Raw genomic sequence first — 23,877 nt, forward strand, 5'->3', positions numbered from 1 at the left:
CAAACCTCTTTTTATGAACATTTTCACCCGTATGTCGAATGGCTGGAACATCGCAAGCAACAGCTGGGCCGTGCTGATGGAAAATCGCCGGTTGATCCTCTTCCCCATCCTTTCGGCAATTGCCCTTATCCTGGTAATCCTTTCCTTCGTGTTGGTTGCCCTCGCTTCAGTGGGCTGGGATATCGACGGCTTGCGCGATATCCGGGAGCAGTCCACAGCCGTCAACTACCTCTTCGTTTTTATCTATTACCTGATCAATTACTTTATCATCGTATTCTTCAATACGGCGCTGATCCATTGCACTCATCTGTACTTCAACGGCGAGCAGCCGACCATCCGCAAGGGCCTGCGGTTCAGCCTGAGCCGGATCGGGGTCTTGCTGTCCTGGGCCGCATTTGCCGCGACGGTAGGTACCATCCTGCGCATCCTGCAGGATAATCTGGGCTCGATCGGCAAATTCGTTACGGGGCTGATCGGCATCGTCTGGAGTGTCGCCACCTTTTTTGTGGTCCCGGTGATCGCCTATGAGAACCTGGGGCCGCTGGCAGCCTTCAAGCGCAGCACAAGCCTGATGCGGGAAAAATGGGGCGAAAGCCTTGGCGCCGGCTTCAGTTTTGGGCTCATCCAGCTGCTGGGCATTTTGCTGTCGGCAGCGGTAGGCGGCCTGCTGGGCTGGGCCATCCATCCCCTCGTCGGGATCGCGGTGTTCGTTCTGGGAGTATTCGCCGTAATGGTGCTGGTCAGCGCCGTGCGGACGATCTTCATCAGCGCGGTGTACCACAACCTCAACGGCGATCCCGTAAAGCATTTCAATCAACAGTTTGCCGATCAGCTCTTCGTCCAAAAGTAACCGTCTCTCTGCCAACTTGTCATTACTAAATTGTTTCTACTTATCTTTGCGGTCTAAATCAAGAAAGACCAATGCTTGGATCGTTGAGCAGCAAGATTCACGATGAGGAGCGGCAGGGGGAGGCTTACCAACCCGGGGTTGCCGGAAAAAAGGAATTCCGTAAGAAGTTCTATATAGAAAGTTATGGCTGTCAGATGAATTTCTCCGACAGCGAGATCGTGGCCTCGATCCTTAACGAGAACGGGTTTGGCGCCACCGCCAACTATACCGAGGCCGACCTCGTCCTGCTGAACACCTGCTCCATCCGCGAAAAGGCGGAGCAGACGGTTCGCAACCGGCTCCATATCTTCCGCCAGGTGAAAGTGAGCCGGCCGGGGATGCTCATCGGAGTGCTGGGCTGTATGGCCGAACGCCTGAAAGAGAAGTTCCTGGAAGAAGAAAAACTGGTGGATCTCGTGGTAGGCCCGGATGCCTACCGGACCCTCCCCGGCCTGGTCGAAGAGGCCGAAAGCGGCCAGAAGGCCGTCAACGTCCTGCTGAGCCGCGATGAGACCTACGCGGACATTTCTCCCGTTCGCCTGGACAGTAACGGCGTAACGGCCTTCGTCAGCATCATGCGCGGCTGTAATAATATGTGCAGCTTCTGTGTGGTGCCGTTTACGCGGGGCCGCGAGCGTAGCCGCGATGCCGGGTCCATCGTCCGGGAATGTATCGATCTCTTTGAACGGGGCTACCGCGAAGTCACCCTCCTGGGCCAGAATGTCGACAGTTATTATTGGATGGACGAAACAGCCGGCCAGGTGGTCACCTTCGCCCTGCTGCTGGAAAAAGTGGCCCTGATCGACCCCCTGCTCCGGGTACGGTTCTCCACCTCACATCCCAAGGACATCACCGATGAAGTGCTGCTGACGATGCAGCGCTACGAGAATATCTGCCGGTATATCCATCTGCCGGTACAGAGCGGCAGCACGCGTATCCTGCAGCTGATGAACCGCACCTACACCCGGGAATGGTACCGCGCAAAGGTGGACCGCATCCTTTCGGTCCTGCCCGATTGCGGCCTGAGTACCGACATCATCACCGGTTTCTGCACAGAGACGGAGGAAGACCATCAGGATACAATGAGCCTGATGCAGTATGCCCGCTATGACATGAGCTATATGTTCTTCTATAGTGAACGGCCCGGTACGCTGGCGGCCCGCCGGTATGCGGACGACGTTCCCGAAGAGGTGAAGAAGCGGCGGCTGGACGAGGTCGTGCGGCTGCAAAACCGCCTCTCGCTCGAGAAGAATAAGGAAGATGTGGGCAAGACCTTCGTCGTACTGATCGAAGGGGATTCTAAGAAAAGCGCCGCCGACTGGCGCGGTCGCAGCACCCAGAACAAGGTGATCGTATTCCCCAAGACAGGGTCAACACGCCAGAAAGGCGATTATGTACCCGTAAAGATCGAAGATTGTACCGGCGCGACCCTGCTCGGCCGGATAGTAGAATAAAAAGTTATGGAAATTCAATCAATAAAAAACCGGTTTGGCATCATCGGTAATTCACCGGGGCTGAACTTTGCGTTGCAGGTAGCGGTACAGGTGGCAGCCACCGATCTGACGGTGCTCATCGCCGGAGAGAGCGGAACGGGGAAGGAAGCATTCTCGATGATCATTCATGCCTTATCAGGCCGAAAGCATAATCCATTCATCGCCGTCAACTGCGGGGCCATCCCCGAGGGAACCATCGACTCCGAGTTGTTCGGTCATGAGAAGGGTTCCTTCACGGGTGCGGTGGATTCGCGCAAAGGCTATTTCGAGACGGTGAACGGCGGGACCATCTTCCTGGACGAGATCGGCGAGATGCCCCTCGGCACCCAGGCCCGGCTTTTACGCGTCCTCGAGGCCGGCGAATTCATCCGGGTGGGCTCCTCCAAAGTACAAAAGACCGATGTCCGCGTGATCGCCGCCACCAATAAAGATCTGCTCGAACTAACGGAGAAAAACAAGTTTCGCGAGGACCTTTATTACCGGCTGAGCACGGTCCCCATCCGGGTACCCTCGCTCCGGGATCGGAAAGAGGATATTCCGCTGCTATTCCGTAAGTTCGCCGTAGACTTTGCCGAACGGTACAAGACGGCGCCCGTGCAGCTGGATGAGGACGCGAAAAATCTGTTAATTAACTATTTCTGGCCCGGTAATGTCCGGGAATTGAAAAATATTGCAGAGCAGGTGTCCGTTCTTTCGGAAGACAAGCATGTCACCGCGCCGGCCCTTCGGCGGTTTATCCCCGAAACGGGATCGAGACTGCCGATGGTGATGCCCACCAACGGGGTCAGCGCCGGGAACGGAACGCCGGAATTTGCCAATGAGCGGGAGATTCTGTATAAGCTGTTCTTCGATATGAAAAAGGACGTGACCGAACTGAAGAAGATGTTTCTCGAGATCGTCCAGAATCCGTCGATGGCCTCATCCCAGCATGCCGCCTTTCTGAATGACCTGAAAGAGTTGAAGCCGGCCGAGATGTACCAGCCCCCGGCCATTGCAACGGCGCAATCCGTGGTCATCCACAACAGCGTCAACGGCCATGAGGACATCCATCATCACGAGGAAGTGGAAGAGTCGCTGAACATCATGGACAAGGAAAAAGAACTGATCGTAAAGGCGCTGAAAAAACACAAGGGAAAGCGCAAGGACGCCGCCTCCGATCTGGGCATCAGTGAACGAACCCTGTATCGTAAATTAAAGGAATACGACATTAATGAATAAGATCATCTCAGTCGCTGTCATCATCGCTCTTTGTCTGGGCTTCTCCTCCTGTAAGATCTATTCTTTCAAGGATGTGTCGATCCCGGCCGAGGTGAAGAGCATCCATATCTCCTATATCGAGAACCGGGCCCCGCTGGTGAATCCCCAGCTGGCGCCACAGCTGAACGATGCTCTGCGCCAGAAGATCAACAACCAGGCGTCGCGGCTCGCGCAGATCCAGACTTCGGACGCCGACTATGAGGTGAGCGGATGGGTGGCCGGTTACAGCTATTCCACATCCGGTGTCTCCAACCAGCAGGCCTCCACGAACCGGCTCACCGTTACCGTGCATATCGTATTCAAGAACCATCTCGATCCAACGGGAAAGAAGGTGGCACCCGCGGATTTCGAAACCGATGTGACGCGGAACTTTGACTTCTCCGCGCAGACGACCATCACCGATGCGGAGCCGCAGCTGATGCCGACGATCGTAAGCAATCTGACCGACGAGATTTTTAACAAGCTTTTCTCCAACTGGTAGAACCGACACTATGCAGCAACCCATGCAGCCTATTCTCCAGCATCTTTTCCAGGCTTCGTCCCTGGATGATATCAGCCGGCAGCAGCTCGAAGCCTTTGTAGAGGAATATCCCTCCTTCGGTATCGGGCATTATTTGTTGTCGCGCAAGTTGAAGGCGGAAGATGCCGACCGATTTGCTACGGAGACCCAAAAGACCAGCCTGTATTTCACGAATCCGTTCTGGCTGCAGTGGCAGCTGGATCATGTCGTCTTCGCAAGCGGCGGCGTCGGGCATCATGCGGTCGTCGAAGAACCGGTGGCAGCCGTCGAAGAACCGGTGGCGGTGGCCGAAGAACCGGTGGCAGCCGCCGAAGAACCTGTGGCGGTCGCCGAAGAACCTGTCGCTGCCGCCGAAGAACCCGTGGCCTTCGTCGAGGAACCGGTCGCTGCAACCGATGCGCCCATCGATGAAGCAAAAACCATGACCGCCGGCGAAGGGGAATCCATCGGCGGTGAATCTTCGGCAGCCGACCAACTGCTGCACAGTATCCAGGAAGCAAAGGGCCTGCGCCTGACGCTGGATAAAATAAATACCGACTTCGGCACCGAGCCCTCCATCGCCGGCGAAACCCTGCCCGCCGAGGCGCCCATCCATGACGAAGAACCTCCATTCGTGCTCGATGAATCAGCCCAGGTGCCGCCGCCGACCGAACCGATCCACGACGAAGAACCCCCATTCGTCCTCGAAGAACCCGAACAGCCGATAGCCGTATCGGAACCCGTCGTAGCGGAACCGGTGTCCGCAGCCGAACCCGTCGCACCGCCGCAAACCCAGCCGGAACCGGCGAGCGCACCCGACCTGGTCTTCGAACCCTACCATACCATCGACTATTTCGCCTCGCAGGGGATCAAGCTGACCCTCGACGATAACCCCAGCGACCAGCTCGGCAAACAGCTGAAGAGCTTTACCGAATGGCTCAAGGGCATGCGCCGCCTGCCGCGCAAAGACCGGGAAGTCATCCCCGACCGGGTCGCAGAAGAAGCGATACAGTCCATCGCCGCCCATTCCATCGAGTCAAAAGACATCCTCACCGAGACGATGGCCGAGGTGCTGGTCAAGCAGGGAATGCGCGAACGGGCCAAGGCCGTTTACGAGAAATTAAGTTTGCTCAATCCCGGGAAAAGGGCTTATTTTGCAGCCAAAATCGAACAATTAAACATTCTCTGATATGATTCTCTTCGTGATCCTGATTATCCTTGCCTGTGTGATCCTCGGACTGATCATTCTCGTGCAGAACCCCAAGGGGGGCGGACTGGCAGGTAATGTGGGTGGATTCAGCAACCAGCTGATGGGGGTTAAACAAACCACGGACGTTCTGGAAAAAGGGACCTGGGCGCTTGCCATCGTCGTCGGACTGCTTTGCCTCTTCTCCGCCGTCTTCGTTCCCAAAGCCTCCGGCAGCAGCCAGCGCATCCCGGAAAAAGTAAACGCAACCGCACCTATCTCCGCACCGACGCCTGCGCCTGTGACACCCGCCAAATAGTCTTTAAAAATCTTTGTAAGCGGCCTTCTCAACCCCCCCGGTAAGCATAGCTTACCGGACATGATAAAAAGAGATGGCCGTTTATTTTTTTTGGTTAAACGGCCAACTCTTTTCCAGAGATGGCCGCTTTTATATATATTAGCCGCCAATCGATTTACCTATGAAGAAATTCATTTTTGGCATCGTCCTGATCCTGCTCGTGGCAGGCGTTTTCGTTTTGTTCAGGTTCTTCGGACCTGCAACCGCTTTTGAAGGCGATAGCTATTTTCTGTATGTCCGCACGGGGATCAACTACGAACAACTGGTCGATACCCTCAAGCAGAACAATGTCCTGAGAAGCCCGGCCTTTTTCAACTGGGTGGCAGGCAGGATGGACTATCCGCAGAATCTGCGGGCAGGGAAATACGAGATCAAAAAAGGAATGAGCATGAGCACCATCGTCCGGATGCTGAAGAACGGGCGGCAGGTGCCGGTGAAGATCGTGATCACCAAATTCCGCACCCTGCAAGGACTGGCCGGCGCCATCGGGAAAAAGCTGGAAGCCGATTCGGCCGTACTTGGCAGTTACCTTCACAACGACGATTCACTGCGGGCCTTTGGCGTCGACTCCAATACGGTGATGGCGATCGTCGTCCCCAATACGTATACCTATTTCTGGAATGCGCCCCCTTCGGCGGTGTTCAAAAAGATGTACGCCGCCTATAAGGCCTGGTGGACCCCGCAGCGGGTACAGGCCGCCCGGGCAAGAAACCTTACGCCGGTGACCGCAACGATCCTCGCATCCATCGTCGAGGAAGAGACAAACGCACAATCCGACAAAGGCAGGATCGCCAGCGTCTATCTCAACCGGCTGGCCAAAAACATGCGCCTCGATGCCGACCCCACCCTCAAATTTGCCGAACGGGATTTCGAGGCCAAGCATCTTTATAACAACGACAAGACGGTGGAGTCGCCTTACAATACCTACCGCCATGAAGGACTGCCGCCGGGTCCGATCTGTACCCCTTCGGAAGCCACACTCGAAGCCGTGCTGGGATCGCCGGCCACGGACTACCTGTTCTTTTCAGCAAAGCCCGATTTTTCGGGCTATTCGAATTTCGCCGCTACCTATAAGGAACACCAGGCCTTCGCAAAAGCCTACCAGGAAGAACTGCGCCGCCAGGAAGCCATCAAGGCGCATCATACCGACAGCACCAAGAAGTAAGGCCCATGCTCAAACTGGAACGAAAGATATACGATAGCCTCCCTTTCCGCTTCCTCGAAGCCCGGAGCAAGAAGATCATCTTACCCGGTTTCCGGGGTAAGCCCCTGTTCGACGTCATCACCTTCTTCTTCAGCCAGATCAAAAAAGTGGGTCTCAACGACAGGGCCCGGTCCATCGCCTTCAGCTTCCTGACAGCCATCCCCGCCGCGACGATCTTTATCTGCACCGTGATCCCCTATCTGCCGGTCTCCCAGCAGATCGAACGCCAGATGCTCCTCCTTACCCGGGACATCACCCCCAATCAGAATACCTACGTGCTCGTCAGCCGGTTTCTCCAGGACTTCCTCGAAAAACCACGCGCCGGACTGCTCTCCTTCGGCTTCGTACTCGCCCTGTTCTATTCGTCCAATGCCATGATCGGGATCATGCGCTCTTTTAACAAGTCCCTCATCTATAATACCCGGCGCAACGCCATCCAGACCCGCTGGATGGCCATAAAACTCACCGCCCTCGTATTGTTCATCATCATCGGAAGCGTCATCATCCTGGTCACCACGGGCAACCTGCTGAAGGCCTTTCATATCAGCTATTCCAATCATAGTGTCCGCTGGCTGTTCCGCACCATCCGCTGGTTCGTCATCATCCCGCTCTTCTATTTTACGATCGCCTGTATCTACAAATACGGCCCGGCCGTTCAGGAACGATGGTCCCTTTTCTCGCCCGGGACCCTGCTGGCCACCTTCCTCACCATCCTGACAACCATGGGGTTCTCTTACTGGGTCAACCGGTTCGGCTCCTATAACAAGGTCTACGGGTCCATCGGTACCGTCATGATCCTCATGCTGCTGGTGTACTTCAACTCGCTGGTCCTGCTGATCGGCTATGAATTGAACGTCAGTATCCACCATGTGAAAGTTACCGGCGGCAGCCATGCAAACGCCGGCGAAAAGGAGTAACTTTACCCGACAAAAACCTGGGATTATGAAGAAGCTATTTTTCATGGGCGCCTTGCTCCCCGCGTTGCTGTTGCTCTCTTTCTATCCCGATCGCCTCGCAGCGGACAGCCTGCCGATCGGCGCACCGCTTCCCAAAGGCGAGGTGGTGGTCAAAGACGTCTCCGGCAGGAACATCAGCCTGGCCCAGACAAAAAAAGCCAACGGGTTACTCGTCATGTTCAGCTGCAATACCTGCCCCTACGTGATCCGCAACCAACAGCGGACAAAAGAGGTCTGCGCCTATGCCGGCGGCCGGCAGATCGGCGTCGTACTGCTGAATTCGAATGAGGGTGACCGTAATGGCGGCAATTCCTTCGAAGAGATGCAGGCCTATGCAAAAGATCAGGGCTATGGCTGGTATTATGCGCTGGATGATAAGAACGTGCTTGCCGATGCCTTCGGCGCCAGCCGGACACCGGAATGCTATCTCTTCGACAAGAATGGCATCCTGGTCTATCATGGCGCTATCGATGATTCGCCGGGGGACCAGAACCAGGTGAAACGGCATCATTTGCAGGCGGCGATCGATGAGCTGGTGGCCGGTAAAGCGGTGACCATAAAAGAAACCCGTTCGGTCGGTTGCTCCATCAACCGGGGTTCGTAAGCATCTTCTTTATTTCCGGCTCGACCTGGGCCTCGGTGAGCTGCCGGTCAAAAAAGCGGCGGTAATGCGTTTTGTTGTTCATGAATAAAGAACAGGGGATCCCACCAGACCAGCGCGCATCCACCTTCGGGCAGAAATAGTCGGCATCGGTCTCGTTGAGCCAGACGATCCGGGCATTGTAGTCATGGCTTTTGACGAAGGACGCGATCTTTTCGGGAAAGTAGTCCGGCAGATCGAGGCTTACCAGTACAAGCTCCACCCGCTGATCGCCATAACGGGCGACGGTCGATTGAAAATACGGGATCTCTTTATTGCAGGGCGCACAGAAGGTAGCCCAGAAATTAATGACCAGGGGATGATCGCTATGGGCGATCAGGTTCTCCAGATCGGTGATCTTCATCTTTTGAACAGTCGGCGCAGGCGGCAAAGACCCATAGCCGCCCGGGAGCCCGCAAAGCATCGCCAGAAATAGCAGGATTCGCATGTAAAATTATTTTAAGTGATCTTGTGTAGCACTCAACTGTCCCCTACTCCACTCCTTAAGCAATTCATCATATCGTCCCGGACTCAAACCCGGCTGGTCGTACTGGCCGGCCGCCTGCTTTTGGCGGTAGGCCTCATAAAGCGTAACCGCACAGGCTACCGAGATATTCAACGATTGGATGATCCCGACCTGCGGGATGATAAAATTGCCGTCCGCAAACGTCCGGATCTCCTCGCTGACCCCCGAATGCTCATTGCCGAAGACCAGCGCGATCCGCCCGGTAAGCTCCATCTCATAGAGGGATACGGCATCGCTGCTGAGATGGGTCGCAAAAACCCGATCCACCCGTTTGCGCAGCTGGGAAAAACACTCCTCCGCATTGTCGTATTGATGCACGGTCAGCCATTGCGCCGCACTGCTGCTGCTCTTCGCCCCCCATTTTTTGTGCCGGGGGATGCGGGTATTCAACACAAAAATATCCTGTACGCCAACGGCATCGCAGGTGCGCATGACGGCCGAGATATTGTGCGGGTCAAAGACGTTCTCGAGCACAATGATGAGATTCTCCTGTCTTTTGACCAGTACACCGGTGATTCTTTGTTCTCTTTCGGGGGTCATAATCAAGGTTATGTATCCGCTTCGGGCAGATTTCAAACACGTAAAGTTAGGCCAAAGGCTTGTACGAGCACCCGAAATATGTAATTTTGCTGAAAGACAACGACCCATGCCCTATTCATTGAATAATCCGCGGACGTTCGAAGTGGAAGACGCCGATGTGGATGTGCTTACCAGCACCGAAAATCCATACAGCCTCATCGTCTGGAACGATGAGGTAAACACCTTCGAGTGGGTGATCGAGACGTTGATGGAGGTCTGCGGGCAGTCCCAGGAACAGGCCGAGCAATGCGCGATGATCATTCACTCCAAGGGAAAATATGCGGTGAAGCGCGGGTCCTACGAAGAGCTGAAGCCACAATGCGATGCCATCACCGAACGCGGCATCGGCGCCACGATCGAGATCCTCTCGGAGTCTTAACGGCCGGCATGTCCCTTTTCATCTTAAATAACGAACTTCTATTCCCACCCGTGCACCTGGCAGAGCCGGATGGGATGCTTGCCGTCGGCGGCGATCTTTCGACCGAACGCCTGCTGCTCGCCTACCGGCTGGGGATCTTCCCCTGGTATGAAGGTCAGCATATCCTCTGGTGGAGCCCCGACCCGCGGTTCGTGCTCTTTCCCGAAGAACTGAAGGAAAGCAAGAGCATGAAACAGCTGGACCGCCGCCAGGCCTTCGATTTCCGGACCAACACGGCATTCCGGGAAGTGATCACCAACTGCAAGACCATCGCCCGCCCCGGCCAGGAAAGCACCTGGATCACCGACGAGGTGCGCTCCGCCTATACCCGGATGCACGAGCTCGGCTATGCGCACAGCGCCGAAGCCTGGCAGGACGGAGAACTGGTGGGCGGACTCTATGGGATCCGCCTCGGAAAGGTCTTCTTTGGCGAGAGTATGTTCAGCAAGGTCAGCAACGCAAGCAAATACGCTTTTATCCACTATGTCCGGCAGTTACAGGGCGAAGGCGTCAGGCTCGTCGACTGCCAGGTCTATACCCCCCACCTCGAAAGCCTGGGCGCCCAAATGATCCCCAGAGCAGATTTCGTCAGCTTTCTCGATGAGTTCATCCCCTGAATGGCTACCTGTTAAAAAAATGATATATGCAATATTTGATTTATAATAAAAATCAAATATACTTGTAAAAACCAATATCATGAAAAAGCTCCTAATCGCAGCTCTCGCACTCTTTTGCTTTACCACCGTAGTTAACGCGCAATCTTTCAAACCTTTTCGGGTAGACGTCATGACGGCCTGGGCCATCCCCCAGGGTGACGGCGCCAAAGGCGGGGTAGCCTTCTCACTCGAACCCCGGTATTCCATCATCGATCAGTTGTCCGTCGGCCTTCGCCTCGAAGCGGCCATCACCGCCCGCGGTTGGGTCGCCAGCGACGGATCTTCGGCAAGCGCCAAGATAGCGGCCAGCGGCTCCTATCTCGCGACAGGCGATTTCTATTACAGTAAAAAAATCTTCCGGCCGTTCACCGGCGTAGGTACGGGGGTGTATAGCCTCGCCAGCGCTTCATTCGACGCCAGCATGCAGAACGGCGACGTGGGCCTCGGCGCATCGACGAAGTTCGGCGGCATGATCCGCTCCGGTTTCGAACTAAGCCATTTCCGTTTTGCCGTCGAATACAATTTCATCGGCAAGACCACACAGACCGTTACTGACGGTAATGGGAATACTCTTGGAACGGCGACGGCGAAGAACAGTTATTGCGCGATCAAGATCGGCTTCTTCCTCGGCGGCGGCAGAAAACATAACACCATCAACGCGAAGTTTTGATTCGTTTGCCCATCTACGTAATTACACTTATTTGATGAATGAGCTTTCTCCTCTATACTTGTGGCTGTTAAATTCAATAACCCATAAAAACACACGCAAGATGAAGAAACTCTTTGTCGTAGGTATCGCTCTGTTCAGTATGACCACTCTGGTAAACGCTCAAACTTTCAATCCCTTTAAAGTAGACATCTCCACCGGCGCAGCCATCCCCTCGGGTACCGGCTCAAAAGGCGGCGTATTGTTCGCTGTGGAACCCAAGTACGCAGTGATGGACCAGATCTCTGTGGGTCTTCGGCTCGAAGCGGCCATTACAGCCCGCGGCGCCGTTGCCGACGACGGTTCATCGGCAAGCGGCAAGGTAGCAGCCAGCAGCAGCTATGTAGCCACCGGCGACTACTACTTTAATAACAACACCTTCCGTCCTTTCGCCGGCATCGGTGCGGGGATCTACAGCCTCGCCAGCGCATCATTCGACACGAATGACCAGGGCGGGGATGTATCCGGGATCGCGTCGGCGACAAAATTCGGCGGGCTGATCCGTGCAGGTTTCGAACTCAAGCATTTCCGGCTTGGCGTCGAGTATAACCTCATCGGCAGCAGCAAAGAAGCGATCACCGACGACCAGGGCAACACACTGGCAACCATCACCACCAAGAACAGCTACCTTGGCATCAAGGTCGGCTTCTGCATCGGTGGTGGGAAGAAATAGAAATAATTCCAACAAATAAAAGGACCTGCCTCAGCGCAGGTCTTTTTTTATGACCCTCACGGCAGGTCTTTTCTTTTTACGGGCCACCGCTCGGCATGCGCATAGATAAGCCCGCGCATATAATCGTTCTCGGGATAACGCGTGAGATAGCTCTTGAGATCGGCAGCATCATAGACCGCCGCGTCGGCAGGGAGATAGCCCATGCCATAAAGCCTTCCCTGCTCGATAAGGATACAGCTTTTCTCTTCCGCATGACGGCCCCGGTCCACCAGGGTAAAGCTCGGCAGCCGCTTCAGCAGCGTTTCAATGGCTTCTTCCACCCGCCGGTTATAGCTCTCCGAAGACTCCTGCCCTTCGCAGGCGCCCTTGCAATATCCCTGGCCGATGCCCTCGCATTGATCCTCGCCCCTCTGGATAAAGCAAAGCCGGGGACAGAGATCAAATTCCCGGATCATCTTCCGCAGGAGGTTCTGCCCTTCCAGCAGCATGGAAAAAGTATACACCGGCTGCAATTGTTTCTTTCGCTTCTCCAGGATAAGCCGGGAATACCCGTTGCGGTCCTCGTAGGTGTAAAGCCCGTAAGAAGGTTCAAACCGTTTCAGACTTCGGTTATACGCGGGCCACAGCCTCTTGATCTCGATACATTCCAGAAGAAAAGCCATCAGTTCCGTACCGGTGGGCTCATGCGAGATGGAATAGATGTTTCGCAGGAATTCCTGCTTTTGCCGGCCGGTCTTGTTATTGGAAAAATGGCTGCTCACCCGCTGCCGCAGGTTGTTGGCCTTACCGACATAGATGACCTTACCCTTCTGATCGTGGAAATAATAGACCCCCGGTGTCTGGGGCAACCGGTCCAGCTGTTCGGCAGGCAGGTTGATCGGCAGGTACTGCTCCTTGTTCCGGCCCTTCAGCATCCCCCGGATCACCTCGAGCCCACCCGCCTGCAGGATCCGCTCGAAAAGCAGGACGGTGGCGTTGGCATCCCCGCCGGCCCGATGCCGGTTCGGGATCGAGATGCCCAGGTGCTGGCAGATATTCCCAAGACTATAGCTCGGCGCACCCGGAAAGACCTTCCGACTGAGTCTAACGGTGCACAGCTTCCTGCTGTCCAACTCAAATCCGCAATCTTTTAACTGGCTATGAAGAAAAGAATAGTCGAAATTGACATTATGCGCCACAAAGACCGCGTCTTTGAGCCACTCATAGACGGTCGGCGCGATCGCTTCGAAACCCGGGGCAGTTGCCACCATCTCGTCGTCGATACCCGTCAGGGCCTGGACATACCGGGGGATCGAAATCCCCGGCCGGACAAGGGTCTCATACCGCTTCACCTCCCGGTTCCCATCATGCAACACAATAGCAACTTCCGTTATGGCGTTATTAGCTGCATAACCGCCGGTAGTTTCTATATCGACTATCGCGTACATTCTATCTATCCTTCAGACCCTATTGCAAAGGTGGGTTTGTAAAGGTAGATAGAAACTTCGGTTAGACCCGATCCGCCCCCTCCGAAAATTCGTTCAACTTATTTGTTCCGTACCCTACCCATCATGGCCGCCCGGGATATTCCCTGACGCAAGCCGATTTTTAACCTAAATCCAAATCTGTATGGAACAACTGGACACTATCCTGCCAAAAGAAAGCGCCGCAAGAGAAAGCACCGTTATGGTCTTTATCACTGCGTTCCTTTACTTCGCCGCCATTATGTCTTTTGCGTACCTCTTTACCATGTCTTAATGCAACAACGTTAACCCCCAAAGGGTTCAGGAACAAGAACTTAATCATGGTCAAGAAATGCCGCAAAAAGAATTTTCAGATCTCAGAAATTATATTATTTTTGTATGGAACTGCTAATTCTTCGACCTTTAGGCTGGCAACCTCTTCGCCAACTTCATCTGAGAAACCATTATCGTTCGATTTCCGATCCCCTTTGAAACCCATTTATTTTAATCATTTGGTTTCACCCTAAAAAATTTCTTTTATGAAAAAGGTCTTTCAATCGATCCACATCGGAGAAACAGCGAAAACATTCTTACTGGCCATCGGTTTTATCGGCCTCGTGATGTTCCTGTCTTACCTTTACTGGTTTGCATAGGTTTATAGTAATAAATTGCGCCTTGCAGATCAATAAGTAGGGCAGGTCTATATACGCATAAAATATTCAAAGCAATTCCCCATTTTTGGGGAATTTTTTTTTCACCCCCCGCCCAACGGGCGGATTCTTTTATCTGATTCGTACATTTGCGCTCCATGGAACTGAGTAAGAACTATATACCGGCCGCTACAGAGGAAAAATGGTCAGATCACTGGCTGAGCAAACGTTATTTCCATAGCCGGCCCGACGGCCGCCCCGCCTATAGCGTCGTTATCCCCCCACCAAACGTCACCGGCGTCTTGCATATGGGTCATACCCTCAACGAGACCGTCCAGGATATCCTCGTCCGCAAGGCCCGGATGAGCGGCTTCAACGCCTGCTGGGTGCCCGGCAGCGACCACGCATCCATCGCTACCGAGGCCAAGGTCGTGGGAATGCTCAAAGAACGGGGGATCGACAAGAACCAGCTCACCCGCCCGGAATTCATGAAATATGCCTACGAATGGAAGGACAAGTACGGCGGCATCATCTATGAACAGATCCGCCGGCTGGGTTGCAGCGTGGACTGGGACCGGGTATCCTTTACCATGGATACCGACTACTATTCCTCCGTTATCGGGGTGTTTATCGATCTCTATAAAAAGGGCCTCATCTATCGCGGTGCGCGGATGATCAACTGGGACCCCCAGGCCAGGACCGCCCTCAGCGACGAGGAAGTCGACTACAAGGACGGCGAGGGTAAGCTGTATTATGTCAACTATGCGCTTGTCGACGCCGCGGGTTCGCCCCTCGGCCGGAGCGTTACCATCGCCACCCAGCGGCCCGAGACCATCATGGGGGATACCGCTATCTGTGTCAACCCGAATGACCCCCGCTATGCCGGCCTCCGGGGCATGTTTGCGATCGTTCCGCTCGTGAACCGCCGCGTTCCCATCATCTTCGACGAATATGTCGATCCGGCATTTGGCACCGGCGCCCTCAAGGTGACGCCCGCCCACGATATCAATGACTATAACCTGGGCCTGAAGCACTCCCTGCCCATCGTCGACACCCTCAACGAGGACGGAACCCTCAGCGCCGCGGCCGAAGTGTTTGTCGGCATGGAGCGGTTTGCCGCGCGTAAGGCGGTGGTCAACCAGCTCAGGACCGAAGGGCTGATCGTCAAAGAAGAGGTTCATATGACGCGGCTGGGGTATTCCCAGCGCACCAATGCCGTCGTCGAACCGCGCATCTCCACTCAATGGTTCGTCCGCATGAAGGAGATGGCAGGGCCCGCGCTAAAGGCCGTGACCGAAGGCCATATCCGGATCCATCCCGGCGACAAGTTCCTGGCCACGTATAAATATTGGATGGAGAACGTCCGCGACTGGTGTATCTCCCGCCAGCTTTGGTGGGGCCAGCAGATCCCCGCGTGGTATGCGCCGGACGGCAGCTTCCAGGTAGCCGCAACCCGGGAACAGGCTTATGCGCTGTTCGTCGCCGCGGGCAAGCCGGCCTTTGCCGCCTCCGACCTGACCCAGGACGCAGACGTGCTGGATACCTGGTTCTCTTCCTGGCTCTGGCCCATCGAGGTCTTCAAGGGCGTCAGCAACCCCGGCAACGCCGATATCCGCTACTACTACCCTACTTCCGTTCTGGTCACCGGCCAGGACATCATCTTCTTTTGGGTAGCGCGGATGATCATGGCCGGACTCTACTATTTCCCCGAGAGCCTCCCCATGGAACAGCGCGTTCCCTTTCGCGACGTCTACTTCACCGGGATGGTCCGCGACAATCAGGGCCGCAAGATGAGCAAGAGCCTCGGCAATTCCCCCGATCTGCTGGCCCTCATCGACAAGTATGGCGCCGATGCCGTTCGCTTCGGCATCATGATCGCCTCCCCCGCCGGCAACGACCTGCTGTTCGACGAAGCAGCGCTCGAACAGGGCCGCAACTTCAATAACAAGTTGTGGAATGCCCTGAAGCTGGTAAAAGGCTGGGAAGGCAGGCTGACCCCCACCACCTGGAACGGCAATACGCCCTTCGCCATCCAATGGCTGGATAACCGGCTCCACGACGTCCGGGAGACGATCGAACAATTGTTCCGCGAATTCCGGCTCAGCGAAGCGCTGAAGACATTGTATTCCCTCATCTGGGATGATTTCTGCAGCTGGTATCTGGAATGGGTAAAACCAGGCTTCGAACAGCCGATGGATGCGGAAGTTTACCGCCACACCGTACGTTTCTTCGAGCAGCTGATGCAGTTGCTTCATCCCTACATGCCGTTTATCACCGAAGAGCTCTACCACCTGCTGGCCGGCCGGGCGGAAGGCGATGATCTCTGCGTGCTGCAATTTGCCGCGACAACCCCCGCAAACGAAAGCGTTCTCGCCGAAGGCACACTGCTGAAAGACGCGATCACCGCGTTGCGTGACGCCCGCAACAAAGCGCAGATAAAACCAAAGGAGCCCATCAAGCTGCATATCCATTCGGCCTCCGAAGCCATATTCCGGTCACTGGCCCCGATCCTTTCGCGCCAGGTCAATGCTGAAAGCATCGACTTCACACAGGAGGCCATCCCCGGCTCACTGGCCGTTGTTTCCGGGAAGGATAAATACTATATCGTCACCGAGCAAGCCCTCGACAAGGGCAGTCAGAAAGAAGATCTGCTGAAGGAGTTGACCTACCTGAAAGGATTTCTGGCTTCCGTCAACAAAAAACTCGAGAACCAACGCTTTGTTCAGAACGCCAAACCCGAGGTCGTAGACCTCGAACGTCAGAAAAAGGCAGATGCGGAGATCAAGATAAAAACCCTGGAAGAAAGTCTTAGCACCCAATAGTCTTGCTGCGTTCGAACCCGGGCCTAATCCACCGGCTTCACCGCATGTCCGCTATATCCCTGCGACAGCAGGTTCAACGGCAGGATCAGCTCCCACTGATTCGGCCCGCGGCCCTCGAAGTCGGGATCCAGCAGATGACTATATCGAATGCCAAAACTCACCGCCAGCTGGTTCCACCATTTCGTATCGAAATAAACCTCGGAGCCAAAGGAGCGGAAGTTCCCGTTAAAGACCTGCCCATTGGTATAGAAATCCATGGCCCGCGTATAGTCGTAGTAGAGGTTGGCCCGCACCCGCAGGAAGTAGACCATATTCCCGAAGCCCCAGTCGGGATAGAAAAGCGGCAACTGATAGTTGCCCGACACCCGCCACATCCGGTGGAAATTCTCGGCTGTATATCCCCGTGAAAATGGGAAGCTGTTGGAAAACCGGGCATTACCCAGGGTATCCCGTTGCTGGAAGGCCGCCGCCAGCAGCAGGCTGTGCGTATACGCGACCCCGGGCAGGTAAAGGAACCCCGACGCGAGAAATTGATGAGCCGTAAAGGCGCTGACGGCGCTACTGTAGGAAAGGTTCAGCACCTGCGCAAACCGGGGAGCGATCTGTTGCTGCGCCTGCTGGGATTGATGGACAAAGCTGATATACGGGTCGATATAGGCAAACCCGCGGCTGTTGAAGGAATCCTTATAGACGCCGGAATAATAGCGTTGATTATAGATGATATCCGACCCGAATTGCAGACTGGTATAGTTCAGATGGCTGGCCCAACTGAGCGGGATGCTGAAGCCGGCGCGGGTCTCACTCTCGTTCCAGAATACCTTTTGACTGCGGTAGAACGCATTCCGGTCAAAGGTATAATCCCAGCCCGCGTCGAGAAAGGGATAGAGACCGCCATAGGTCGCTTCCACCCCCACCTGCTTATAGTGTTCGTCGCGGTTATAGGCGGCATAGATCTGCGTCTCGAAGGTATTGAGGATATTGTCGCTGATAAGCGACAGCTGATAGTCGGGGTCGTTGATATAAGGCCGCCAGCTGTGGAAGTTGAACAGATGCGAAGCCAGGGGATACTTTGTCGCGGGATAGTTGCCGGCCGTGATCCGGTCCAACAGTCGCGAAGGCCCCTTTTCCAGCGAGTCTATCCCCTGTACAGGCAGGTCCCGCACCCATTCGCTCAGGGCCATAGGTTCGTAACGGAGTTCTGCCTTTCCTGCCCCATCCATCAGGAAGCCCACAGCAGTAAAGGTATTCCAGGTCGCCCGCCCATCGGGACCCGCCGTAAACTGATATTGCCCGGTGCCGGGGTCGCCATGCGGCAGCCACACCCGGAAAAGCTGGCCCCCGGCAAGCCCGTAGACCCGGTTCTGTCCCTCGCGGGAGGCGGTGAACCAGACAGTGTCGCCGCTGACCGATGGGAAGCCGATCGTCTGATAGCTAAAAGGAAGAAGATACCTTGCCTTGCCGCCAGTATCGACAAGCGCCAGCGACATCTGCCCGCTGCGGTTACGGACGGCCGTTACGATGCCGCCGTTGGCCATAAATTTCGGATAGGTGTAGAACAGCCCGTCGGGATTGGGCAGGCGACGGATAAGCGTTCCCTCCGTGTCCATCAGGTGGAGCTCGCAGCCCCCGTCGGCCGCTTCCTGTACGGCCACGATGGTCCGGCCGTCCTCGCTGATATCGGGGGAAAAATACCGGCTGCGCCGGGTCAGCCTTCTGTCCGTCTTCGCGTCGACGTCGATCAGGCGGAGGACCCCATAGTCCCGCCAGCCCCAGCGGGGGTCCGTTTCGTACGCGGAGTAGACGACACGGCCGTTTCGATACGAGAAATAGTTGTCCTGCGAGATCCCCCGATTGACAAGCCGGGTGGCCTCGCCGGTATGCCAATCCTGTACGACAAAAGCTGGGATGCGTTTGTAGCTGCTACGCATATAGAGGAGGTTGCCGCCCGGGGTAAACTGGGGGAACTCCTCGTTCGCGACAAAATGCTTATTGGTTCGGGCAACGGAATCGGCGGACGCCACCGGACTCCCCCCGGACGTCTGCTGCGAACGCCGGAAATACTCAAGGGCACTCGTGCGAAACTGGGGAAATGTAGTCCCGGCATACCGTTTGATTCCCCTTTGCAACGGATAAAAGATCCCGTGGAAGGCCGCGGCATCCCGGCCCACCTTTCGCCAGAAGTCGTCACCGTAGCGTTCGCGGCCATAGGCGATCAGCATATACCCAAGCGGATAGTGGTCGGGGACATAGTCACGGAGTGAGCCGTTGCGCAGCTTCATCCACGAGTAGGGTTTGTTCCCGGCCCATAGCGACCGGTAGCTGTCGAAGAACCAGGGAAGCCGCCCCCTGCCCTGGTCGCTGACGAGGGTCTCCTGGTAGACGGCATCGCCCTCCCAGAACCAGTTGGGCACCGCCAGGCTGTTGGCAAAGGCCTGACCGCCTTCGCCGAAGAGGTAGTAGAAGACGCCGGAAAGGCCGACGCGGAAATTATTGTACTGCTGAACGTGGCGGTATTCATGGATGGCCAGCGTCCGGGCCCAGGGCAGGCTGCCCAGATCGAAGCTGTTCTGTTCGGGCGTAAGCTGGAATTCACTGCGAAAAGGGGCGAGCTGGACATACCCGTTGGCGATAGTCGTCTGATTCTGCAGGACAATGTCGATCTTGCGCTGCCGGGGGCCGATGGTCGGCCGGGTCGTTTGGGCAAGCCGGTGGACGATGGCCGCAACGGTCTGCGCCTGCGAGTCGAGTCCCACGGGGAAAATGATCCGCGCCGTGTCGGTGTTGAGCTGACGCCATTTCAGGGAAGGGGGGTTACCGCCAAAGATCTGGGCGGAGCTTCCTGTTGACAAGAAAAGAACTCCAAACAACAAAGGCAAACAGAAACGATGCATGTAATTGGTTCACTTTTTGGTTTACAGGTGGCTCAAATTAAGGTATTTTCGCATTAATCTATGAAGCTCAACGGTCGATCCTTATTGTTATCCGGCGACTATGATGCCTTGCCGGTGGCCATCGCCGGATTTATCCTCGTCCAGGCCCTCTGCGCATATGGGGGCATCGGGGTCTCGCCGGATTCGATAGTCTATATCAGCACTGCCCGGAACATCCATGATCATGGGGTGATCAACGATTTTACCAATATGCCGGTGATGGACTTCCCGGCCTTCTATCCCATGTTCCTCAGCGGCGCCCTCTTTCTCACGGGCGCCAGGGTGCTCAGCTTTGGGCCGGTCCTGGATGGACTGCTCTTTGCCACGCTGATCGGACTCTGCGGCTGGATCATGAACCGGTTTACCGCGGTCACCCGGACCTACAAATTCCTCCTGCTGGTGATCATCGTGCTAAGCCCCTGTCTGCTGGAGATCTATTCCATGATCTGGAGCGAGACCCTCTTTCTGCTCTGGTCGATTCTCTTTATCATCGCCGCTTACGGCTACTTTCAAACGCGGTCGGTCCACCGGCTGCTGGTCATGGCGCTGATCGCCGGGGTGGCCTGTGTCACCCGTTATGCAGGGGTCAGCCTCGTGGCGCTGGGCGGGCTGCTGCTGCTTTGCGACAGCGCGTTGCGCTGGGGACCAAAAAAGCTCGGTCACCTGGCCCTCTACGGCGTGGTGTCCGTTTCGCTGTTAGCCCTGAACCTATACCGGAACCTGCAGCTGACACAGACCCTGACCGGCTACCGCGAGCCGGGGATAACGCCGTTTACCGACAACCTCCACGACTTCGGCAGCGTACTCTGTGACTGGCTGCCCTTCTTTAACCAACGCTACCAGACCGCCTCGGTCGTCGCGGTGCTTTTTATCCTTCTGATTACGGGCATCTTTGTGTACCGGTTGGTCCGGCGGAACAATTTTTTTTCGATCGACACCCTCGCGATGAGCTATTTTGTGGTCTATGGGGGCTTTATCCTTTGGACCGCGACGGTTTCCCGGTTTCAGCAACTGGACAGCCGCCTGCTGTCGCCGCTATTCATCCCCTGGCTCTGGGGCAGCACCAACTGGATCCCCGCGCTCCTGCGGCGTTGTCCGCCCCGCTGGAAGAAGTGGGCCGTGACCGCCGCTCTCGCCGCCGCCGGCTGTTTTATTTACGGCGAGCTCCACGATTTCCGCGAGAACTGGGAAGGCATCCACTATGCCGGCATCCCGGGCTACACCGAGAACAGCTGGAAGCAGTCGGAGACGATGGCCTATGTCCGCGCGCACCGGGACTCGCTGGAAAAGGCGGGCCCGCTCTATTCGGACGCCTTCGAAGGGCTGTGGTTCCTAGCCGGCGTGGAGTCCGATCTCCTCCCTCATAAAGATAACCCCGAAGACATCCGGTATATGATGAAGCAGGATCATTTCACCGTCATCTGGTTCGATGATGCCATCAACTACGATCTGATCGATGTCGAATTCATGCGCAATCAAAAAGAGCTGGTCGAAGAGCTGCATTTTAAAGACGGGGCGATTTATTTCTTCAAGACCGCGCCGGCCGCACCACCACATTGACTGGACGGCCCGGAGGGCCGTCGGCCGAAGGCCAGACTTTAGCGCTAAACAGGAGATGCGCTATTTTTCCAGCAGCGCATCTCCCGTTTTTCTTTTATTTTTAAGGGATGTTTTTATTTGCATTGGCGGTAGCGCCGGGTCTCGCGGTCTGTCTTTTTATCTATTCCCTCAACAAGTTCGGGAAAGGGTCGATGCGCTACCTGGTGATCTCCTTCATCCTGGGGATGGCGGCCACCGTTCCGGCGCTGCTGGTACAGCTGATGGCGGAAGACGTGCGTACGGAGCCCTGGCGTCATTCGATCGCCTCCTATCTCTGGTATGCCTTTGCGGTTGTCGCCCTCAGCGAAGAAGGAAGCAAATTCCTGGTCCTGCGCCTCTATGCCTACCCCAAAAAGGTCTTTCGCGAGCCGTTCGACGGCGTCATCTACGGCGTGATGATCGGGATGGGGTTCGCCACGGTGGAGAATATCGAGTATGTCCACAAATTCGGCCTGGAAACGGGCGTCTCACGTTTTTTCCTGGCGATCCCCGCACATGCTGCCTTTGCCGTCCTGATGGGTTTTCCCGTCGGGCGAGCGAAGTTTGAACGGAGCCGGTCGTTCGGGTTATTGCTAAAGGGACTGCTCGTGGCCGTTTTATTCCACGGCAGCTTTGACTTTTTTCTTTTTGTGCAGCAAAACAGGGAGATCACACAAAAACTTTCCACGGGATTGCTTTCCTTTGGGGCGTTTGCCACCTTCTACATCGCGGTGCGGCTGGCCATGAGAGCGCTGCGGATGCATCAGGCACGCGAACACCCGCCCTATCACCAAAACCATTCTGAACATGATGGATGACTCACTTTCAATACGACCCGGAGACCTCGATGATATCAACGCCATCGGTTTTCTCGCCCAGCAGATCTGGCCGGAGACCTATGGGGATACCCTACCGGCGGAGCAACTGAACTATATGCTCAATCTCTTCTACAATCCCGCTTCGCTTCGCAAGCAGATGCTGGACGACAAGCACCAGTTCCTGCTGGTGGAAGAGGAGGAAGAGCCCATAGGCTTTGCCTCCTGGGGCGCCATGGACGAGCCGGGCGTCTTTAAGCTTCACAAGTTGTATGTCCTGCCCGGCCAGCAGGGAAAAGGACTGGGCCGGTCGATGCTGCAGTTCATTTTCCAGTCGATCCGCCCCCTCGGCGCAAAAACGCTGCGGCTCAATGTTAACCGGTATAACAAGGCGCGCCGGTTTTACGAGCGGATGGGCTTTGCCGTGACAAAAGAAGAGGATGTGCCGATCGGCAATGGGTATTTTATGAACGATTATGTGATGGAGGTCGCGGTCCCGTCCTGACCCATCGCGGCCAGTTTCATTTGGTTAGCCGTTTCGTGACCGAGATACACCTCGATCCGTTTTTCCACCAGGTAGATCAGTGGGGTAAGGACGATGGCCATCGTCGCTTTATAGGCATAGTTCACCAGGCAGATGGCGAGTACCTGTTGCATACTCCAGTTGTTGCCGAGGCGAAAGGCGATGAACAGCACGACAAAGCTGTCCACCAGCTGCGAGACGATCGTGGAGCCCGTTGCGCGCAGCCAGACATGCTTGTTACCCGTGATCTTTTTTATCCGGTGGAAGACGGTGACATCGACGATCTGGCTGACCAGAAAGGCCGTCAGACTGCCGAGAATGATCCACATGCCCTGACCGAAGATCCCGTTGAAGGCATCCTGCATATTGGGAATATTGCTGCCTGTTTTGGTGCCGATCCAGAAATCGGCGGGCGGGATATGGATCGCGGCATAGAACATCAGAAACGCATAGGAGATAAGCGCGATCGCGATATAGGAGATGCGTCTCACGGCCTTCGGCCCGAAATATTCATTCACGATATCGGTCATCACGAATTCCAGGGGCCATAGCAGCACACCACAGGTAAGATTGAAGGCCAGCCCCTTTTGACCAAAGAGCGTGAAAGAAGCCGGGTGCAGGCCGAATAGTTTTTCCAGCGAGAAGATCTTCCCCCCGATACATTCGGCGATCAGCGCATTGGCGACGAAGAAGGCCGTAAAGAAGAGGAACAATTTCGTCGGCCGGTCTTTTAATAGTGCGTGGATCATTTGAGGTTACGATTGAGTATAAGAATAATTACCTGGGCGGCAAAGAACAGAAAGTTGACGACGATCAGCCAAACCGGTATGCCGGTCCTCCGCAGTCGGCGGACAAAGAACAGCACGATCAGGATCAGGTTCAGGAAGATGTTGACCGCGATCGAAACCAGCCAGCCCAGCACGATCACATCGGACGTCAACGCATTATCCGGGAATTGCGGCAGCCATTGAGAAAAGGACACCAGGAGAAAACAAATATTGCAGATGAACGCGACCCTGGAAAGAATTCGTATCACTCCCATGTTTAGCTAATAGTTGGATTTGCGGGGCAAAATAC

At 55.5% G+C, this 23,877-nt stretch carries 24 protein-coding genes; 18 read left to right on the forward strand and 6 right to left on the reverse strand.

What is annotated here, in order from left to right:
- Positions 1 to 13: 13 nt before the first annotated feature.
- The 9 genes from VGM48_RS22605 (at position 14) to VGM48_RS22645 (ending at position 8,446) form a co-directional block, all read left to right on the forward strand.
- Positions 14 to 850, forward strand: coding sequence for a DUF6159 family protein (locus tag VGM48_RS22605; protein WP_331582779.1), 837 nt, complete (start codon positions 14 to 16; stop codon positions 848 to 850).
- A gap of 71 nt (positions 851 to 921) precedes the next feature.
- Positions 922 to 2,343: a tRNA (N6-isopentenyl adenosine(37)-C2)-methylthiotransferase MiaB gene (gene miaB / locus VGM48_RS22610; RefSeq protein ID WP_331582781.1), complete on the forward strand. Its 1,422-nt coding sequence runs from the start codon at positions 922 to 924 to the stop codon at positions 2,341 to 2,343.
- A gap of 6 nt (positions 2,344 to 2,349) precedes the next feature.
- Entirely contained in the window at positions 2,350 to 3,600 is a 1,251-nt protein-coding gene (locus tag VGM48_RS22615) for a sigma-54 dependent transcriptional regulator (RefSeq protein WP_331582783.1), read from the forward strand.
- The gene (locus VGM48_RS22620; RefSeq protein ID WP_331582785.1) at positions 3,593 to 4,120 is read left to right on the forward strand and encodes an LptE family protein; all 528 of its coding nucleotides are present in this window, start codon (positions 3,593 to 3,595) and stop codon (positions 4,118 to 4,120) included. The genes VGM48_RS22615 and VGM48_RS22620 overlap by 8 nt, the downstream gene beginning before the upstream one ends.
- A 10-nt stretch (positions 4,121 to 4,130) precedes the next feature.
- A complete protein-coding gene (locus tag VGM48_RS22625; protein ID WP_331582787.1) occupies positions 4,131 to 5,327 on the forward strand; it encodes a hypothetical protein in 1,197 nt (398 codons plus the stop codon).
- Position 5,328: 1 nt separating this feature from the next.
- Positions 5,329 to 5,643 (forward strand): preprotein translocase subunit SecG, encoded by a 315-nt coding sequence (secG, locus tag VGM48_RS22630; protein ID WP_331582788.1) that lies wholly within the window; start codon positions 5,329 to 5,331, stop codon positions 5,641 to 5,643.
- Positions 5,644 to 5,803: 160 nt separating this feature from the next.
- On the forward strand, positions 5,804 to 6,847 hold the full coding sequence (mltG, locus tag VGM48_RS22635; RefSeq protein WP_331582790.1) for an endolytic transglycosylase MltG: 1,044 nt from the start codon (positions 5,804 to 5,806) through the stop codon (positions 6,845 to 6,847).
- A 5-nt stretch (positions 6,848 to 6,852) separates the two neighbouring features.
- On the forward strand, positions 6,853 to 7,803 hold the full coding sequence (locus VGM48_RS22640) for a YihY/virulence factor BrkB family protein (protein WP_331582793.1): 951 nt from the start codon (positions 6,853 to 6,855) through the stop codon (positions 7,801 to 7,803).
- A 25-nt stretch (positions 7,804 to 7,828) separates the two neighbouring features.
- On the forward strand, positions 7,829 to 8,446 hold the full coding sequence (locus VGM48_RS22645; protein ID WP_331582796.1) for a thioredoxin family protein: 618 nt from the start codon (positions 7,829 to 7,831) through the stop codon (positions 8,444 to 8,446).
- Here VGM48_RS22645 and VGM48_RS22650 read toward each other — a convergent pair.
- Together VGM48_RS22650 and VGM48_RS22655 are read right to left on the reverse strand one after the other, a co-directional pair.
- Positions 8,430 to 8,930, reverse strand: a complete 501-nt coding sequence (locus VGM48_RS22650) for a TlpA family protein disulfide reductase (protein ID WP_331582798.1) — start codon at positions 8,928 to 8,930, stop codon at positions 8,430 to 8,432. The genes VGM48_RS22645 and VGM48_RS22650 overlap by 17 nt on opposite strands.
- Positions 8,931 to 8,936: 6 nt before the next feature.
- Positions 8,937 to 9,548 (reverse strand): RNA methyltransferase, encoded by a 612-nt coding sequence (locus VGM48_RS22655; protein ID WP_331582800.1) that lies wholly within the window; start codon positions 9,546 to 9,548, stop codon positions 8,937 to 8,939.
- Positions 9,549 to 9,654: 106 nt separating this feature from the next.
- Here VGM48_RS22655 and VGM48_RS22660 point away from each other — a divergent pair, with 106 nt between their 5' ends.
- From VGM48_RS22660 to VGM48_RS22675, 4 genes are all read left to right on the forward strand, one after another.
- Positions 9,655 to 9,966, forward strand: coding sequence for an ATP-dependent Clp protease adaptor ClpS (locus tag VGM48_RS22660; protein ID WP_331582803.1), 312 nt, complete (start codon positions 9,655 to 9,657; stop codon positions 9,964 to 9,966).
- An 8-nt stretch (positions 9,967 to 9,974) separates the two neighbouring features.
- A complete protein-coding gene (gene aat, locus VGM48_RS22665) occupies positions 9,975 to 10,622 on the forward strand; it encodes a leucyl/phenylalanyl-tRNA--protein transferase (RefSeq protein ID WP_331582805.1) in 648 nt (215 codons plus the stop codon).
- Positions 10,623 to 10,701: 79 nt separating this feature from the next.
- Entirely contained in the window at positions 10,702 to 11,331 is a 630-nt protein-coding gene (locus VGM48_RS22670) for a hypothetical protein (protein ID WP_331582807.1), read from the forward strand.
- Positions 11,332 to 11,431: 100 nt separating this feature from the next.
- Complete coding sequence (locus tag VGM48_RS22675; protein ID WP_331582810.1) at positions 11,432 to 12,040, forward strand: hypothetical protein; 609 nt, start codon at positions 11,432 to 11,434, stop codon at positions 12,038 to 12,040.
- 56 nt (positions 12,041 to 12,096) lie between these two features.
- Here VGM48_RS22675 and VGM48_RS22680 read toward each other — a convergent pair whose 3' ends face one another.
- Positions 12,097 to 13,467, reverse strand: a complete 1,371-nt coding sequence (locus VGM48_RS22680; protein WP_331582812.1) for an exonuclease domain-containing protein — start codon at positions 13,465 to 13,467, stop codon at positions 12,097 to 12,099.
- A gap of 181 nt (positions 13,468 to 13,648) precedes the next feature.
- Between VGM48_RS22680 and VGM48_RS22685 the strand changes: the two genes are divergently transcribed.
- Both VGM48_RS22685 and VGM48_RS22690 read left to right on the forward strand, forming a co-directional pair.
- Positions 13,649 to 13,777, forward strand: coding sequence for a hypothetical protein (locus VGM48_RS22685; protein ID WP_331582814.1), 129 nt, complete (start codon positions 13,649 to 13,651; stop codon positions 13,775 to 13,777).
- A 513-nt stretch (positions 13,778 to 14,290) separates the two neighbouring features.
- The gene (locus tag VGM48_RS22690; protein WP_331582816.1) at positions 14,291 to 16,954 is read left to right on the forward strand and encodes a valine--tRNA ligase; all 2,664 of its coding nucleotides are present in this window, start codon (positions 14,291 to 14,293) and stop codon (positions 16,952 to 16,954) included.
- Positions 16,955 to 16,977: 23 nt separating this feature from the next.
- On the opposite strand, the gene VGM48_RS22695 is transcribed toward VGM48_RS22690, so the two are convergent.
- Complete coding sequence (locus VGM48_RS22695) at positions 16,978 to 19,845, reverse strand: hypothetical protein (RefSeq protein WP_331582818.1); 2,868 nt, start codon at positions 19,843 to 19,845, stop codon at positions 16,978 to 16,980.
- 60 nt (positions 19,846 to 19,905) lie between these two features.
- On the opposite strand from VGM48_RS22695, the gene VGM48_RS22700 reads away from it, so the two are divergent.
- The 3 genes from VGM48_RS22700 to VGM48_RS22710 all read left to right on the forward strand — a co-directional run bounded on the left by VGM48_RS22700 (position 19,906) and on the right by VGM48_RS22710 (position 22,782).
- On the forward strand, positions 19,906 to 21,444 hold the full coding sequence (locus VGM48_RS22700) for a hypothetical protein (protein ID WP_331582821.1): 1,539 nt from the start codon (positions 19,906 to 19,908) through the stop codon (positions 21,442 to 21,444).
- 107 nt (positions 21,445 to 21,551) lie between these two features.
- A complete protein-coding gene (locus VGM48_RS22705) occupies positions 21,552 to 22,280 on the forward strand; it encodes a PrsW family intramembrane metalloprotease (RefSeq protein ID WP_331582823.1) in 729 nt (242 codons plus the stop codon).
- Complete coding sequence (locus VGM48_RS22710; RefSeq protein ID WP_331582825.1) at positions 22,270 to 22,782, forward strand: GNAT family N-acetyltransferase; 513 nt, start codon at positions 22,270 to 22,272, stop codon at positions 22,780 to 22,782. The genes VGM48_RS22705 and VGM48_RS22710 overlap by 11 nt, the downstream gene beginning before the upstream one ends.
- Here the strand turns inward: VGM48_RS22710 and VGM48_RS22715 are convergent.
- Both VGM48_RS22715 and VGM48_RS22720 read right to left on the reverse strand, forming a co-directional pair.
- Complete coding sequence (locus VGM48_RS22715; protein WP_331582827.1) at positions 22,752 to 23,549, reverse strand: queuosine precursor transporter; 798 nt, start codon at positions 23,547 to 23,549, stop codon at positions 22,752 to 22,754. The two genes, VGM48_RS22710 and VGM48_RS22715, sit on opposite strands and share 31 nt — an antisense overlap.
- The gene (locus tag VGM48_RS22720) at positions 23,546 to 23,842 is read right to left on the reverse strand and encodes a hypothetical protein (protein ID WP_331582830.1); all 297 of its coding nucleotides are present in this window, start codon (positions 23,840 to 23,842) and stop codon (positions 23,546 to 23,548) included. The genes VGM48_RS22715 and VGM48_RS22720 overlap by 4 nt, the downstream gene beginning before the upstream one ends.
- Positions 23,843 to 23,877 lie beyond the last annotated feature (35 nt).

This window comes from Puia sp. (assembly GCF_036500295.1).
In the GTDB taxonomy this organism is placed as follows: domain Bacteria; phylum Bacteroidota; class Bacteroidia; order Chitinophagales; family Chitinophagaceae; genus Puia.

What these genes read in the sequence shown, in the direction of transcription:
- VGM48_RS22605 (WP_331582779.1), top strand. Translation starts at nt 14, where the DNA reads ATGAACATTTTCACCCGTATGTCGAATGGCTGGAACATCGCAAGCAAC.
- miaB (WP_331582781.1), top strand. Translation starts at nt 922, where the DNA reads ATGCTTGGATCGTTGAGCAGCAAGATTCACGATGAGGAGCGGCAGGGG.
- VGM48_RS22615 (WP_331582783.1), top strand. Translation starts at nt 2,350, where the DNA reads ATGGAAATTCAATCAATAAAAAACCGGTTTGGCATCATCGGTAATTCA.
- VGM48_RS22620 (WP_331582785.1), top strand. Translation starts at nt 3,593, where the DNA reads ATGAATAAGATCATCTCAGTCGCTGTCATCATCGCTCTTTGTCTGGGC.
- VGM48_RS22625 (WP_331582787.1), top strand. Translation starts at nt 4,131, where the DNA reads ATGCAGCAACCCATGCAGCCTATTCTCCAGCATCTTTTCCAGGCTTCG.
- secG (WP_331582788.1), top strand. Translation starts at nt 5,329, where the DNA reads ATGATTCTCTTCGTGATCCTGATTATCCTTGCCTGTGTGATCCTCGGA.
- mltG (WP_331582790.1), top strand. Translation starts at nt 5,804, where the DNA reads ATGAAGAAATTCATTTTTGGCATCGTCCTGATCCTGCTCGTGGCAGGC.
- VGM48_RS22640 (WP_331582793.1), top strand. Translation starts at nt 6,853, where the DNA reads ATGCTCAAACTGGAACGAAAGATATACGATAGCCTCCCTTTCCGCTTC.
- VGM48_RS22645 (WP_331582796.1), top strand. Translation starts at nt 7,829, where the DNA reads ATGAAGAAGCTATTTTTCATGGGCGCCTTGCTCCCCGCGTTGCTGTTG.
- VGM48_RS22650 (WP_331582798.1), bottom strand. Translation starts at nt 8,930, where the DNA reads ATGCGAATCCTGCTATTTCTGGCGATGCTTTGCGGGCTCCCGGGCGGC.
- VGM48_RS22655 (WP_331582800.1), bottom strand. Translation starts at nt 9,548, where the DNA reads ATGACCCCCGAAAGAGAACAAAGAATCACCGGTGTACTGGTCAAAAGA.
- VGM48_RS22660 (WP_331582803.1), top strand. Translation starts at nt 9,655, where the DNA reads ATGCCCTATTCATTGAATAATCCGCGGACGTTCGAAGTGGAAGACGCC.
- aat (WP_331582805.1), top strand. Translation starts at nt 9,975, where the DNA reads ATGTCCCTTTTCATCTTAAATAACGAACTTCTATTCCCACCCGTGCAC.
- VGM48_RS22670 (WP_331582807.1), top strand. Translation starts at nt 10,702, where the DNA reads ATGAAAAAGCTCCTAATCGCAGCTCTCGCACTCTTTTGCTTTACCACC.
- VGM48_RS22675 (WP_331582810.1), top strand. Translation starts at nt 11,432, where the DNA reads ATGAAGAAACTCTTTGTCGTAGGTATCGCTCTGTTCAGTATGACCACT.
- VGM48_RS22680 (WP_331582812.1), bottom strand. Translation starts at nt 13,467, where the DNA reads ATGTACGCGATAGTCGATATAGAAACTACCGGCGGTTATGCAGCTAAT.
- VGM48_RS22685 (WP_331582814.1), top strand. Translation starts at nt 13,649, where the DNA reads ATGGAACAACTGGACACTATCCTGCCAAAAGAAAGCGCCGCAAGAGAA.
- VGM48_RS22690 (WP_331582816.1), top strand. Translation starts at nt 14,291, where the DNA reads ATGGAACTGAGTAAGAACTATATACCGGCCGCTACAGAGGAAAAATGG.
- VGM48_RS22695 (WP_331582818.1), bottom strand. Translation starts at nt 19,845, where the DNA reads ATGCATCGTTTCTGTTTGCCTTTGTTGTTTGGAGTTCTTTTCTTGTCA.
- VGM48_RS22700 (WP_331582821.1), top strand. Translation starts at nt 19,906, where the DNA reads ATGAAGCTCAACGGTCGATCCTTATTGTTATCCGGCGACTATGATGCC.
- VGM48_RS22705 (WP_331582823.1), top strand. Translation starts at nt 21,552, where the DNA reads ATGTTTTTATTTGCATTGGCGGTAGCGCCGGGTCTCGCGGTCTGTCTT.
- VGM48_RS22710 (WP_331582825.1), top strand. Translation starts at nt 22,270, where the DNA reads ATGATGGATGACTCACTTTCAATACGACCCGGAGACCTCGATGATATC.
- VGM48_RS22715 (WP_331582827.1), bottom strand. Translation starts at nt 23,549, where the DNA reads ATGATCCACGCACTATTAAAAGACCGGCCGACGAAATTGTTCCTCTTC.
- VGM48_RS22720 (WP_331582830.1), bottom strand. Translation starts at nt 23,842, where the DNA reads ATGGGAGTGATACGAATTCTTTCCAGGGTCGCGTTCATCTGCAATATT.